Origin of the sequence: Brevundimonas vesicularis, from assembly GCF_032067225.1 — a bacterium.
GTDB classification, from domain to species: Bacteria; Pseudomonadota; Alphaproteobacteria; order Caulobacterales; family Caulobacteraceae; genus Brevundimonas; species Brevundimonas vesicularis_F.
Window position 1 is genome coordinate 77,186 of sequence record NZ_DAMBJX010000001.1, and the last position, 12,724, is coordinate 89,909.

Annotated in this window: 14 protein-coding genes; 11 read left to right on the forward strand and 3 right to left on the reverse strand. The window is 67.1% G+C overall.

All coding sequences use genetic code 11. From position 1 onward, the window contains the following. On the reverse strand, positions 1-589 hold a 589-nt coding region (locus RT123_RS00375), incomplete at its 3' end, for a SapC family protein (protein WP_313006919.1). 117 nt (positions 590-706) lie between these two features. Here RT123_RS00375 and RT123_RS00380 point away from each other — a divergent pair. The 7 genes from RT123_RS00380 (at position 707) to RT123_RS00410 (ending at position 6,478) form a co-directional block, all read left to right on the forward strand. After that, entirely contained in the window at positions 707-1,195 is a 489-nt protein-coding gene (locus tag RT123_RS00380) for a Fur family transcriptional regulator (RefSeq protein ID WP_066625374.1), read from the forward strand. A 2-nt stretch (positions 1,196-1,197) separates the two neighbouring features. After that, a complete protein-coding gene (locus RT123_RS00385) occupies positions 1,198-2,088 on the forward strand; it encodes an alpha/beta fold hydrolase (protein WP_409514878.1) in 891 nt (296 codons plus the stop codon). A gap of 79 nt (positions 2,089-2,167) precedes the next feature. Beyond that, positions 2,168-2,833, forward strand: a complete 666-nt coding sequence (locus tag RT123_RS00390; RefSeq protein ID WP_271042017.1) for a nicotinate-nucleotide adenylyltransferase — start codon at positions 2,168-2,170, stop codon at positions 2,831-2,833. Positions 2,834-2,977: 144 nt separating this feature from the next. After that, positions 2,978-3,412 (forward strand): ribosome silencing factor, encoded by a 435-nt coding sequence (rsfS, locus tag RT123_RS00395; protein WP_082064315.1) that lies wholly within the window; start codon positions 2,978-2,980, stop codon positions 3,410-3,412. Between the two features lie 4 nt (positions 3,413-3,416). After that, positions 3,417-3,881, forward strand: coding sequence for a 23S rRNA (pseudouridine(1915)-N(3))-methyltransferase RlmH (rlmH, locus tag RT123_RS00400; RefSeq protein ID WP_313006923.1), 465 nt, complete (start codon positions 3,417-3,419; stop codon positions 3,879-3,881). Between the two features lies 1 nt (position 3,882). Next, complete coding sequence (locus RT123_RS00405) at positions 3,883-4,962, forward strand: murein hydrolase activator EnvC family protein (protein ID WP_066554033.1); 1,080 nt, start codon at positions 3,883-3,885, stop codon at positions 4,960-4,962. A gap of 139 nt (positions 4,963-5,101) precedes the next feature. After that, entirely contained in the window at positions 5,102-6,478 is a 1,377-nt protein-coding gene (locus RT123_RS00410; RefSeq protein ID WP_313006926.1) for a S41 family peptidase, read from the forward strand. Positions 6,479-6,517: 39 nt separating this feature from the next. On the opposite strand, the gene RT123_RS00415 is transcribed toward RT123_RS00410, so the two are convergent. Both RT123_RS00415 and RT123_RS00420 read right to left on the reverse strand, forming a co-directional pair. Further along, entirely contained in the window at positions 6,518-7,690 is a 1,173-nt protein-coding gene (locus tag RT123_RS00415; RefSeq protein ID WP_313006928.1) for a carboxynorspermidine decarboxylase, read from the reverse strand. Between the two features lie 13 nt (positions 7,691-7,703). Further along, the gene (locus RT123_RS00420; protein ID WP_066554042.1) at positions 7,704-8,909 is read right to left on the reverse strand and encodes a saccharopine dehydrogenase family protein; all 1,206 of its coding nucleotides are present in this window, start codon (positions 8,907-8,909) and stop codon (positions 7,704-7,706) included. Between the two features lie 314 nt (positions 8,910-9,223). Here RT123_RS00420 and ffh point away from each other — a divergent pair, with 314 nt between their 5' ends. The 4 genes from ffh to RT123_RS00440 all read left to right on the forward strand — a co-directional run bounded on the left by ffh (position 9,224) and on the right by RT123_RS00440 (position 12,720). Further along, positions 9,224-10,759, forward strand: a complete 1,536-nt coding sequence (gene ffh / locus RT123_RS00425; RefSeq protein ID WP_313006930.1) for a signal recognition particle protein — start codon at positions 9,224-9,226, stop codon at positions 10,757-10,759. A gap of 24 nt (positions 10,760-10,783) precedes the next feature. Next, positions 10,784-11,323, forward strand: a complete 540-nt coding sequence (rpsP, locus tag RT123_RS00430) for a 30S ribosomal protein S16 (RefSeq protein WP_295235357.1) — start codon at positions 10,784-10,786, stop codon at positions 11,321-11,323. 69 nt (positions 11,324-11,392) lie between these two features. Further along, positions 11,393-11,920 carry a ribosome maturation factor RimM gene (rimM, locus tag RT123_RS00435; RefSeq protein WP_313006935.1) on the forward strand — a complete coding sequence of 176 codons (528 nt, stop codon included), beginning with the start codon at positions 11,393-11,395 and terminating at the stop codon, positions 11,918-11,920. A gap of 83 nt (positions 11,921-12,003) precedes the next feature. Beyond that, entirely contained in the window at positions 12,004-12,720 is a 717-nt protein-coding gene (locus tag RT123_RS00440) for a glutathione S-transferase N-terminal domain-containing protein (protein ID WP_313006936.1), read from the forward strand. Positions 12,721-12,724 lie beyond the last annotated feature (4 nt).

Here is a 12,724-nt window from a genome sequence, read left to right on the forward strand (position 1 = left end):
GCTGACCCGGCGTGCCGTCGGGATTGCGCGGCGTGAAGTGGGCTTCGCGGATGTCCAGCAGGTCCAGATCCTTGACCAGGGCGACGAAGCCCTCGGTGCGCTGGCGCTCCTGTTCGAAGTTGTTGCAGAACTCCATCGCCATGTTCGTGTAGTCGCTGGGCTGGCCGTCGACGAACAGCGGGTTCTGGCCGCCTTCGGCGACGATCGAGGCACCGCGGTCGATGCACAGGATCAGGCGCTGGTTCTGCTTGTCGTCGGCGAAGACGAACGGATAGCGGCGCACATAGGCTGGCACATAGGCGTCGGCGCGGAACTCGCCGTCGGGCGCGACGAACAGGTTCTCGTTGGAGCTCAGGCCCATCACGGCGACCGGCTGGCGGTTATCGCCGGTGAAGATGATCGGATAGGACAGGGCGGCGGCCGAGAATTCGGTGACAGTCAGCGGCACGATATTGGTCTGGGCCACGAAGGCGTAGGGCTTGTCGCTCGGGTTCACGCCCAGGCCGCCATGGACGCTCTGATCCAGCGGTTCGGGGTTGGCGTAGAAGAGGACGTTGCCTTCAAGCGGCGAATTGTTCGTGTCGGTCATGAAGCGAGGACGCTCTGGTTAAAGATCGGAGGCGCGCCTTCTAGCCCAACGCCGCGCAACCGGCAAACCCGCGATGCGTCGGTTGCAGTGGGGGTCGCCAGCCATTAGCTGTGGCGTATGGGTTCCGCCTGCGATCATGACCATGACCACTCCGGCCTGAACGGCGGGGCGCTGGACCGCGCCCTGGCGGCGGCCGAGGCGCGCGCGGTCCAGCAGGGCGAGCGGATGACCGCCCAGCGCCGGCGCGTCCTGGCTCTGCTGCTGGAAAGCGGCGAGCCGGTGAAGGCCTACGATCTGATCGCGCGTTTTGGCGAAGACGGCCAGGCCGCCAAGCCGCCGACCGTCTATCGCGCGCTGGAGTTCCTGGAACGGCTGGGCATGGTCCACCGCATCGCCTCCATCAGCGCCTATGTCGCCTGCACCGACGATGGCGAGGCCGCCCACGCGGCCGCCTTCTTGATCTGCGACTGCTGCGGCGCGACGCGCGAGGTCAGCGGCCCGGACCAGAGCGCCATGAACGCCGCCGCCTCAGCCGCCGGTTACGCCATCGTCCGCACGACGATCGAGGCGCACGGTCGCTGCGCCGCCTGTCGCGACGTCGCATGACCATGGATGCGGCGTTGATGTCCCCACCGCGTCGCCTGTCCGTGCCGATCGACAATCGCTGGGGCGCCGGCGAGATGGCCGTACTGGATTTCGGCGATCCGAACCGGGCGGTCGATCTGATCTTCTCCCACGCCAACGGCTTCAACGCCGCCACCTATCGCAGCCTCTTGTCGCCGCTGTCGGCGTCCTTGCGGATCTGGGCGCCGGATCTGCGCGGCCATGGCCGGTCTGCACTGCCGACCTTCGCGCGACCCAAGACCAGCTGGCTGGACCACCGCGACGACCTGCTGGCGCTGCTGGAGGCCATCGACGGCCCGCCCGTGGTCATGGCCGGCCATTCGATGGGCGGCACGGCCTCGCTTCTGGCGGCCGCCGTCCGGCCGGATCGGGTGTCCAGCCTGGTGCTGTTCGATCCGGTGATCTGGAAACGCTCGGCGGTCTTCGCCTTCAACCTGCCCTTCGCCCACAAGCTGATGAAGGCGATCCCCATCGCCAAGGCCACCCTGCGCCGTCGCAGCCAGTTCGACAGCCGCGAACAGGCCATGGCCGCCTATCGCGGGCGCGGCGCCTTCAAGGGTTGGCCCGACATGGTTCTGGCCGACTATCTTTCCGAAGGCCTGAGCGAAGGCGACGGCGGGTTCAGCCTGACCGCCGCGCCGGCTTGGGAAGCGGCCAACTATGCAGCCCAGGCGCACGATCCGTGGCGGGCCATGAAACGCTATCCCGGCCCGGTTCGCATCCTGAAGGCCGAACACGGCGCCCTGACCCATGTGCCGGTTCAGCCCCCAGGGCTGCCCAATGTTTCGGTCGAGGTCGTGTCCGGCGGCGGGCACCTGTTCCCCATGACCCATGCCGACGTGGCGCGCGACGCCCTGTTCGACGCCGCCGTCTGAGAACGAATTCTGTAGGCGGAGCATGGGCGCGCGCTATAAGGGCGCCGCTGAGCATAACGCCCGCCGCCCGAGACGCCGCTTGTCCTTCTTCCACGCCGGTCCCGCGCCCAAAGGCGCCGGCCCCCGCTCCGGGGCGCTGCGCGACGGTTTGATCCTCGCTCCAGGCATGAAGGTCGGTCTGTTCGGCGGCTCCTTTAATCCCGCCCACGACGGTCACGCCCATGTCGCCGAGACCGCCATGCGCCGTCTGGATCTCGACCGGGTCGTCTGGCTGGTCTCTCCGCAGAACCCCTTGAAGGACGCTCGTCACAGCGCGCCGCTGGACGACCGCATGGCCTCGGCGCGCCAGCATGCGCGTGGTCCGTCGATGATCGTCTCGGATTTCGAGAGCCGCGCCGGCGTCGCCTGGACGGTCGACACTCTACGCCTTCTGGTCGCGCGGCATCCCGGCGTGCATTTCGTCTGGCTGATGGGATCGGACAATCTGGCCAGCTTCCACCGCTGGCGCGGTTGGACCGACATCATGCGGCTGATGCCGGTGGCGGTCATCGCCCGGCCGGGTTCGCTGCTGGACAGCCGCACGGCGCCGGCCGCCGCCCGCTTCGCCGGTTTCCGCATTCCGGCTCAGCAGGCGGGGCTTCTGCCGACGCTCCAGGCCCCCGCCTGGACCTATCTGACGGCGCCGCTAAACCCCCTGTCGTCCACGGCGATTAGGACCGGCGGAGGCGTGCGCGCGACCTCGTGATCGCCGGATGATTCGGGCGGCGGTTCACGTTGCGGCCCATCCGTGCTAGAGGGCTTCTTTAGTCAACGCTCCCGGAGCCCTCCGCTGACCCCCTCGCCCGCGTATGATACGCAAGACGCCGCCGTCTCGAATACGGCGCACGAGATGGACCCTATCGAACCTCTCCATTCCGAAGACGGCTTTGAATCCGACGCCTCCCCGCGCGGCTTCGATGATTCCGCTCCCCGCCCCGTCGGCTCCACGCCGCTGGAAGAAGCCCTGCTGAGCCGCCTCGACGAGGACAAGGCCCAGGACATGGTCCTGATCGACCTGAAGGGCAAAAGCGCCATGGCCGACACCATGATCGTGGCGTCCGGTCGTTCGCACCGTCACGTCGGCGCCATCGCCGACCACCTGCTGCGCACGCTCAAGGAACAGGGCCTCGGCAAGGCCAAGGTCGAGGGCCTGCCGCACTGCGACTGGGTTCTGATCGACGCCGGCGATGTGATCGTGCACCTGTTCCGCCCGGAAGTGCGCACCTTCTACAACATCGAAAAGATCTGGGCGGTTGATTCCGCCCACCGCATGGTCCGCGACTGACACCATGAAGCTGAGCATCGTCGCCATCGGCCGACCGGGCCGGGGGCCTGAAGCGACGCTCGCCGACGACTACGCCAAGCGCGCCACCCTGTCGGGACGCGCGCTTGGCCTCGGTCCCCTCGAACTGGTCGATCTGGAGGCTCGCAGACCCGGCAAGACGCCGGAGGCTGAGCTGATCTTGGCTGCCGCAGAGGGCGCGCACCTGATCGCCTGCGACGAGCGCGGCAAGACCTATTCCTCGCGCGCCTTCGCCGACCACATCGCCAAACTGCGGGATCAGGGCGAGCGTCGCCTCGTCTTCGCTATCGGCGGGGCGGACGGGCTGGACGCCAGCGTGCGCGACGCTGCGTCCTCGACCCTGGCCTTCGGTCCCCAGACCTGGCCCCACGCCCTGGCGCGCGCCATGCTGGCCGAACAACTGTATCGGGCCGTGACCATCCTGGCCGGATCGCCCTATCATCGCGACTGACATGCGTCGCGCCATACCCTTATCGCTGGCCCTCCTGACGGGTTTCGTCTGCGCCGCCCCGGCGATGAGCAACCAGGCGCCCGAAAGCGAACTGTCGCGCATCCAGGCCGAATACCGCGACGAGACGGTGCGCGCCCGTCGTCTGCGCGCCGACGCCGACGCCGCCAAGACCGAACTGGCCCAGTTGGAGCGCCGTCTGGCCTCGTTGCGGGCCGACGAACAGACCGGCGACCGTCAGATCGACGATCAGCGCGCGCGCCTCCAGCAACTGACCGAGCGCGAGGCCGAACTGGTCACGGACCTGGCGCGCGAGCGCGGCGCTCAGGGCCGTCTGCTCAGCGCGTTGCAGATGATGAGCCGCCGCCCGCCGCCGCCCTTGCTGGTGCCCGCCGACAAGGCCATCGACACCGTGCGCGCCTCCATCCTGCTCAAGGCCATGACGCCGGATCTGGAAAGTCGCGCCAAGGTGCTGGCCGCCCGTCAGGCCGAGATCATGCGCATCCGCCGCCTCGCCGTCCTGTCCTCGGAGCGACTGCTGACGACCGAGAGCGAGCAGGGCGACCGGCGCGGCGAGATCGAGGGGCTGACGGCGCGCAAGACCGCCCTGACCGCCGTTCTGAACGCCGAGGCCCGCGCCGCCGAACGCGCCGCCGCCGTGCTGGAGCGCCGCATCCGCGAACTGGGCGGCGCGGTCCCGACCACCCAGGCCGAAGAGACGCCGACCGCTCGCCTTCCGGCCGGACGCGGTCGCCTCAGTTCGCCCGTCGCCGGCGCGCCCAGCCAGACTTGGGGCGCCGGAACCTCCGGCTGGCGCTGGCGGGCTGACCGCGCGGCCGTCACCGCGCCCGCCGACGCCAAGGTCGCCTATGCCGGGCCGCTGACGGGGTGGGGCAATGTGGTGGTGCTGGACCTCGGTCCCGGCTGGCGCGCCGTCATCGCCGGGTTGGAAAGCGTTGATGTGGGGCCGGACGCCCGGGTCTCGGACGGCCAGACTCTGGGGCGCAGCGGCCCGGACGGCGATGTCTATTTCGAACTGCGCCGTGACGAACGGCCGATCGATCCGGGACCGTGGTTGCGTTGAACCCGCAATAGTCCTTTGCATTCTCGTCTGACGCTGATTTTATCGGCGGGACGCCGCGTCGCCACGATTTGGTCGTGAGGACGGGGCCTTAACCTTCCCACGGGCGCCCACAGTGATCGGCCCGACCGAAAGAGACCGAATGCGTAAACTGCTCCTCGTCGGCTGCGCCGCTCTGGTGCTCGGCGGATCCGCCGCTGCTGTCAGCAGCCAGACCCCGCGAAACGAAACCTTCCGCATGCTGGAGCTGTTCGGCGACGTGGTGGGCATCGTCGAGCAGGCTTACGTCGTCCCGGTCGACAACAAGAAGCTGATCGAGGCCGCGCTGGCCGGCATGATGACGGCGCTGGACCCGCACTCCAACTATCTGCCGCCCTCCAACTACGATGACCTGCGCGAGCGCACCGAAGGTCAGTATTCGGGCGTCGGCCTGACCATCAGCGCCGACGGCGGCATGGTGAAGGTCATCTCGCCGATGGACGACAGCCCCGCCGCCAAGGCCGGGGTCCAGGCGGGCGACGTGATCTCTTCGATCGAGGGCCAGAACGCGGCGGGCCTGACGGTCAGCCAGGTGTCCGAGAAACTGCGCGGCGCCGTGGGCACCAGCGTCAAAGTGACCTTCCTGCGCGACGGTTCAGACCCGCTGGAAGTGACCCTGACCCGCGAGGTCATCAAGGTTCAGTCGGTCACCGGCCGGGTCGAGGGCGACTTCGGTTATCTGCGCGTCTCGACCTTCAACGAGAACACCGGCCGCGAGCTGAACGAAGCCATCGCCAAGATCAAGGCTGAGAAGCCGGGCGTGAAGGGCTATGTCCTGGACCTGCGCAACAACGGCGGCGGCCTGCTGAACGCCGCCATCGACGTCTCCGACGCCTTCCTGGAACGCGGCGAGATCGTCAGCCAGCGGGGCCGCAAGCCTGAGCAGATCCAGCGCTATTCCGCCAAGCCCGGCGACATCACCGGCGGCCTGCCGCTGGTCGTCCTGGTCAACTACGGCTCGGCCTCGGCGTCGGAAATCGTCGCCGGCGCCCTGAAGGATCATCAGCGCGCGACCATCGTGGGCCTGACCAGCTTCGGCAAGGGTTCGGTCCAGACCGTGATCCCGCTGCGTCAGGGCCAGGACGGCGCCTTGTCGATCACAACCGCGCGCTACTACACCCCCTCGGGCGCCTCGATTCAGAAGATCGGCATCGAGCCGGATCTAGAAGTCGCGCGTTCGGAGGCCGAGGCCCGCATCGTCTCGCGCTCCAGCTTCATCTATTCCGAAGCCGCCTACGCCACGGCCCTGGACGCCTCCATCGGCGCCGAGCGCAAGGGTCCGCACACCCCGCGCGAAGCTCCTGGCGACAAGTTCGATAAGGAAAAGGACTATCAGCTTCAGCGCGCGCTGGACGTCCTGCGCGCCGGCGGCGACCTGTCGAAACTGTCGGCCCCGCCCGAAGGCATCGTCGTCACCGAACCGGGCTCGACGCCCAAGCCCGACGCCGAACCGGCGGCGGACGAACCGAAAGAAGAATAGATTGGGAAAGGGCGGCGCGAGCCGCCCTTTTTCTTGCGCCTAGGACAGTCGGTCGCGGAAGGCCGAATAGTCGAAGTCGCGCACCGTCCTCAGCGTATTCGTCTGCGAGTTCCACAGCACGATGGACGGCAGCGGCACGCCGTTGAAGGTGTTGGTCTTCACCATCGAATAGTGGGCTTGGTCCAGAAACGCGATCCGCGTTCCCGGCGCCGGCCGCTCGGCGAAGACGTAGTCGCCGATGATGTCGCCGGCCAGGCACGACGGCCCGCCCAGCCGCACCGTCACCCCATGTTCGGGTTCTTGCAGCAGCGCGGGGCGATAGGGCGCCTCGATCACATCCGGCATATGGCAGGTGGCGGAGATGTCGGTGATGCCGATGGGCATGCCGTTGTCGAAGACGTCCAGCACCTCGCCGATCAGTATGCCGGCGTCCAGCGCCACGGCCTCGCCCGGCTCCAGATAGACCTGAACCCCGTGCCTGGCCTGCAGATCGCGCACGAAGGCGATCAGATCGTCGGTCTGATAGTCGGCGCGGGTGATGTGGTGCCCCCCGCCCAGGTTCAGCCATTTGATCCCGCCCAGCAGCGGCGCCAGCTTGGGCTCCACCGCCGCCCAGATGCGCGACAGCGGCTGGAAATCCTGCTCGCACAGCGCATGGATATGCAGACCATCGATGCCGATCAGATGTTCGGCCGTCAGTTGCGAAACCGGAAAGCCCAGGCGCGAACAGGGCTGGGCCGGGTCGTATTTGGCGACCTCCCCTTCGGAATGTTCGGGGTTCAGCCTCAGGCCGATCTCGAACACCTGCCCTCCAGCCCGCGCCTTGGCGATCAGGTCGGCGAAACGGGCGATCTGGGCCGGGTTGTTGAAGATGACGTGATCCGACAGACGCAGGATCTCGGGCAGGTCCTGCGCCGTATAGGCCGGCGAATAGGTGGTGAGCTCGCCCTTGTAGAACTCGCGCGCCAGCCGCGCCTCCCACAGACCCGAGGCGCAGACCCCGTCGAGGTATTCGCCGACCACATCGGCCAGCGACCACATCGAAAACGCCTTCAGCGCCAGAAGCACGCGCGCCTCCGCCCCGTCGCGCACGCCCTTCAGCACGGACAGATTGCGACGGATGGCCGCCTCGTCCACCACGAAGGCGGGCGAGGCGACGCGGTTCAGGTCGAAATGCGCAAAGGCGCCCGGATCGCCGGCCTGGGTCTGCATTCAGTCGGTCCGATCAGAAGTCCAGAGGGGCGTCCAGATCCTGAACCTTCCACGGCAGGCCGTGCTTGTTCAGCATGTCCATGAAGGGGTCGGGGTCCAGCTGCTCCATGTTGAACACGCCATCGCCCTTCCACTGGCCGGTCACCATCAGGGCCGCGCCGATCATGGCCGGCACGCCGGTGGTGTAGCTGACGGCCTGGTTGCCGGTCTCGGCATAGGCCTCTTCGTGGTCGCAGATGTTGTTGACGTAGACCGTCTTCTTGACCCCGTCTTTCAGGCCGGTGGCGATGACGCCGATGTTGGTCTTGCCCTTGGTGATCGGACCCAGAGAGGCCGGCTCTGGCAGCAGGGCCTTCAGGAACTCGATCGGAATGATCTCGCGGCCCTGGAACGACATCGGCTCGATCGAGGTCATGCCGATGTTTTCCAGCACTTCGAGGTGCTTCAGATAGCTGTCGCCGAAGGTCATCCAGAAGCGGATGCGCTTGATCTCGGGATAGAACTTCGCCAGCGATTCCAGCTCCTCATGGTACATGAGGTACATGTTCTTCGGACCCACGCCCTCGAAGTCGAAGGTCTGTTTGTGGCTCAGCGCCGGGCCTTCGACCCACTGGCCGTTCTCCCAGTGACGCGAGTTCGCCGTCACTTCGCGCAGATTGATCTCGGGGTTGAAGTTGGTCGCGAAGGGCAGGCCTGTGTCGCCGCCGTTGCAGTCCAGGATGTCCAGCGTCTCGATGGAATCCAGCAGATGCTTCTTGATGTAGGTGGTGAAGACCGAGGTCACGCCGGGGTCGAAGCCCGAACCCAGCAGCGCCATCAGGCCGGCGTCCTTGAAACGGTCCTGATAGGCCCACTGCCACTTGTATTCGAACTTGGCCTCGTCGCGCGGCTCGTAGTTGGCGGTGTCCAGATAATCGACGCCGGCGGCCAGGCAGGCGTCCATGATCGACAGGTCCTGATAGGGCAGGGCCAGGTTCACGACCAGTTCGGGCTGCACCTTCTGGATCAGCGCCGTGGTCGCCGCCACGTCGTCGGCGTCGATGGCCGCCGTGTCGATGTCGACGCCGAAGCGAGACTTCACGGACTGGGCGATCGCATCGCACTTGGACTTGGTGCGGCTCGCCAGGGTGATATGCGAGAAGATGTCCGCGTTCATCGCCATCTTGTGGACGGCCACCGAACTGACGCCGCCTGCGCCGATAACCAGCACCTTGCTCATCTGTGCTTCTCCCGAAGTCTGAAACCCTGGCGACAGCGCCGCCCCTATAAAGGGCGCGGCTCTTAGCACGATGATGACAATCCGCTAAATCCCCGCGCCGATATTGGCTCTTATAGCGTGACCGGATCGCTCCGGTTGCCTTTGTAAGGTTTTTCCGCCATAAGCCGCCGCTTCCGACGCAAGTGAACCTGCGTCTCCACCGGGACGACCCTCATTTCGATGAGACGAGCCCGGCGAGAACCCTCCGCCGACGTGATCGTCGCCGGGGGCTGTTGTCGTATGGAGCCGTTTCACCCGTCGCTATGAGGTAGTGAATGTTCGAGGCTCTGAACGAGCGGCTGACAGGCGTCTTTGACCGGATCACCGGGCGCGGCGCCCTGTCCGAAAAGGATGTCGCCGAGGCGATGCGCGAAGTGCGCGTGGCCCTGCTCGAGGCCGACGTCGCCCTGCCGGTCGTCAAGGAATTCATCGCTTTCGCCACCGAGCGCGCGACCGGCGAAGAGGTCATCCGTTCGGTCAAGCCGGCCGATCAGGTGGTCAAGATCGTCTATGACGGCCTGATCGAGATGCTGGGCGGCGAAGAGCCGGTCCCGCTGAACACCAACGCCAACCCGCCCGCCGTGGTGCTGATGGCCGGCCTTCAGGGCTCGGGCAAGACCACGACCTCGGCCAAGCTGGCGCTGCGCCTGACCAAGTTCGATCGCAAGAAGGTCATGATGGCCTCGCTGGACACGCGTCGTCCGGCGGCGATGGAACAGCTGGCCACCCTGGGCAAGCAGATCGAGGTCGCCACCCTGCCGATCGTGGCGGGCGAAAGCGCCGTCCAGATCACGCGCCGGGCGCTGCAATCGGCGAAACTCCAGGGCTTCGACGTCCTGATCCTCGACACCGCCGGCCGCATCACCCTGGACGAGGGGCTGATGAACGAGGTGGCCGAGGTCGCCGACATCGCCAAGCCCGTCGAGACCCTGCTGGTCGCCGACAGCCTGACCGGTCAGGATGCGGTGCGTACCGCCAAGGCCTTCCACGAGCGCCTGCCCCTGACCGGCCTGGTCCTGACCCGCGCCGACGGCGACGGTCGTGGCGGCGCCATGCTGTCGATGCGGGCCGTCACCGGCCTGCCGATCAAATATCTGGGCGCCGGCGAAAAGGTCGATGCGCTGGACGTGTTCGACGCCCGTCGCGTCGCCGGCCGCATCTTGGGCCAGGGCGATATCGTCGCCCTGGTCGAAAAGGCCAGCCAGGATCTGGACCAGGCCAAGGCCGAGAAGATGGCCCGCAAACTGGCCAAGGGTCAGTTCGATCTGGACGACCTGGCCGGCCAGCTTCAGCAGATGAAGCGGATGGGCGGGCTTCAGGGCATCATGGGCATGCTGCCCGGCGTGGCCAAGATGAAGGGTCAGATGGCCGAGAGCGGCATCGACGACCGCATGATCCTGCGTCAGGAAGCCATCATCTCCTCGATGACCAAGGCCGAGCGCAAAAAGCCCGACCTGCTGAACGCCTCGCGCAAAAAGCGGATCGCCGCCGGCGCCGGCGTCGATGTGCAGGACGTGAACCGGGTTCTGAAGCAGCATCGGCAGATGGCTGATGTGGTCAAGTCGATGGCGCGCGGCGGACCCAAGAAGATGCAGCAGATGGCCGCCATGCTCGGCGGCCTTGGCGGCGGCGGCATGCCCGGCATGGGCGGCGGCCCCGACATGGCCCGCCTCAAGGCGCTGGGCGGCGGCAAGATGGCCGAACCCTCCGCCGACGATCTTAAAGCCATCCAGGACCGGCTCGCCGGACTGGGCGGCGGACAACCTCCGGGAGGTCTTCCTGGCCTGCCGGGCTTCCCTCCCAAGAAATAACGACTTCCTAGAAAGAGACCTGAAATGCTGAAGATTCGTCTGGCCCGCGGCGGCGCCAAGAAGCGCCCCTACTACCACATCGTCATCGCCGACTCGCACTCGCCGCGCGACGGCAAGTTCATCGAGAAGGTCGGCAGCTACAACCCGATGCTGCCCAAGGACGGCGCCACCCCGCGCGTCGCCCTGAAGGTCGAGCGCATCGCCGAATGGCTCGGCAAGGGCGCCCAGCCGACGGACCGCGTCGCCCGCTTCCTGTCGCAGGACGAGACCCTGGGCCAGAAGGTCAAGTGGACGCAGTCGAACAACCCGAACAAGGGCGCTCCGGGCAAGAAGGCGCAAGAGCGCGCCGCCGAACGCGCCCAGCGCGAAGCCGACCGCCTGGAAGCCGAAGCCGCCGCCAAGGTCGAGGCCGCTGAAGCCGCCGCCCGCGCCAAGGAAGAGGCCGCCGCCGCCGCCGAAGCCGCCAAGAACGCTCCCGCTGCTGAAGAAGCGCCCGCCGAAGAGGCTCCGGCCGCTGAAGAGGCTCCGGCTGCTGAAGCGACCGAGGAAAAGGCCGAAGGCTAAGCCTTTCGGTTTGACGATGATCAGGGCGGCGTCTTTCGACGCCGCCTTTTTCATGGGTTAAGAACGCGCATGACCACGGACACCAGATTGATCCTCGTCGGCCAGGTCGGCGGCGGCTTCGGCGTGCGGGGCGAGGTGCGGGTGACCGCCTTCACCGCCGACCCCTTGGCGTTGACCGCCTACGGCCCTCTGCTGCGCGCCGACGGGACCGTGGCCCTGACCCTGACTTCGACGCGGCCCGACAAGAACGGCGTCGTCGGCCGGGCCAAGGAGATCACCACCAAGGAACAGGCCGACGCCCTGCGCGGCCTGAAGCTGCACGTCCCCCGCGACCGGTTCCCCGAGCCGGACGAGGACGAATTCTACCTCGCCGATCTGCTGGGCGTTCAGGTCCGCGACACGGCGGGCGCCGTCATGGGCACGGTGAAATCGGTCCAGAACTTCGGCGCCGACGACATGCTGGAGATCGCGCCCACCGCCGGCGGCCCGACCTGGTATCTGCCCTTCACCAAGGAAGCGACGCCGGAACTGCATCTGGCCGACGGCTGGCTCATGGCCGTTCCGCCGACCGAGGTGGGCGAGCGCGAGCCGGACTGAAGTTTCGTCACCGCTCCCGTCGGTGTTGCGGATGGGCTGGGCGGCGCCGACATAGGCCTATCGCAATAGCCGAGGCCGCACCCATGACCGACCTGTCCGCCTTCCCGATCACGCAACGCTGGCCGGCCCAGCATCCCGATCGCATCCAGCTCTACTCCCTGCCGACGCCGAACGGGGTGAAGGTTTCGATCATGCTGGAGGAGGTCGGCCTGGCCTATGAGCCGCACCTGATCGACATCACCAAGAACGAGACCTGGGGGCCGGAGTTTTTGTCGCTGAACCCCAACGGCAAGATCCCCGCCATCCTCGATCCGAACGGCCCGAAAGGAAAGCCGCTGGCCCTGTTCGAATCCGGCGCCATCCTGATCTATCTGGCGGAGAAGACCGGCAAACTGCTCTCGGCCGACCCGGCGACCCGCTACGAGACGATCCAGTGGGTCATGTTCCAGATGGGCGCGATCGGCCCGATGTTCGGCCAGCTGGGCTTCTTCCACCGTTTCGCCGGCAGGGAGTATGAGGACAAGCGCCCGCGCGACCGCTACGTCGCCGAAAGCCGCCGCCTGCTGGGCGTACTGGAGACGCGGCTTGCCAATGACGGGGGAGAGCCCCGCGACTGGCTTGTCGGCGACTATTCCATCGCCGATATCGCCACCCTGGGCTGGGTCCGCAACCTGATCGGCTTCTACGAAGCGGGCGAAATCGTAGGTTTCGCCGACTTCCCGCGCGTCGCCGCCTGGCTGGAGCGCGGCCTGGCCCGCCCCGCCGTCCAGCGCGGCCTCAACATCCCGGCGCGCGACTGATCTG

What these genes read in the sequence shown, in the direction of transcription:
- rpsP (WP_295235357.1), top strand. Translation starts at nt 10,784, where the DNA reads ATGCTGAAGATTCGTCTGGCCCGCGGCGGCGCCAAGAAGCGCCCCTAC.
- RT123_RS00385 (WP_409514878.1), top strand. Translation starts at nt 1,198, where the DNA reads ATGGATGCGGCGTTGATGTCCCCACCGCGTCGCCTGTCCGTGCCGATC.
- ffh (WP_313006930.1), top strand. Translation starts at nt 9,224, where the DNA reads ATGTTCGAGGCTCTGAACGAGCGGCTGACAGGCGTCTTTGACCGGATC.
- RT123_RS00380 (WP_066625374.1), top strand. Translation starts at nt 707, where the DNA reads ATGGGTTCCGCCTGCGATCATGACCATGACCACTCCGGCCTGAACGGC.
- rlmH (WP_313006923.1), top strand. Translation starts at nt 3,417, where the DNA reads ATGAAGCTGAGCATCGTCGCCATCGGCCGACCGGGCCGGGGGCCTGAA.
- RT123_RS00420 (WP_066554042.1), bottom strand. Translation starts at nt 8,909, where the DNA reads ATGAGCAAGGTGCTGGTTATCGGCGCAGGCGGCGTCAGTTCGGTGGCC.
- rsfS (WP_082064315.1), top strand. Translation starts at nt 2,978, where the DNA reads ATGGACCCTATCGAACCTCTCCATTCCGAAGACGGCTTTGAATCCGAC.
- RT123_RS00415 (WP_313006928.1), bottom strand. Translation starts at nt 7,690, where the DNA reads ATGCAGACCCAGGCCGGCGATCCGGGCGCCTTTGCGCATTTCGACCTG.
- RT123_RS00405 (WP_066554033.1), top strand. Translation starts at nt 3,883, where the DNA reads ATGCGTCGCGCCATACCCTTATCGCTGGCCCTCCTGACGGGTTTCGTC.
- RT123_RS00440 (WP_313006936.1), top strand. Translation starts at nt 12,004, where the DNA reads ATGACCGACCTGTCCGCCTTCCCGATCACGCAACGCTGGCCGGCCCAG.
- rimM (WP_313006935.1), top strand. Translation starts at nt 11,393, where the DNA reads ATGACCACGGACACCAGATTGATCCTCGTCGGCCAGGTCGGCGGCGGC.
- RT123_RS00410 (WP_313006926.1), top strand. Translation starts at nt 5,102, where the DNA reads ATGCGTAAACTGCTCCTCGTCGGCTGCGCCGCTCTGGTGCTCGGCGGA.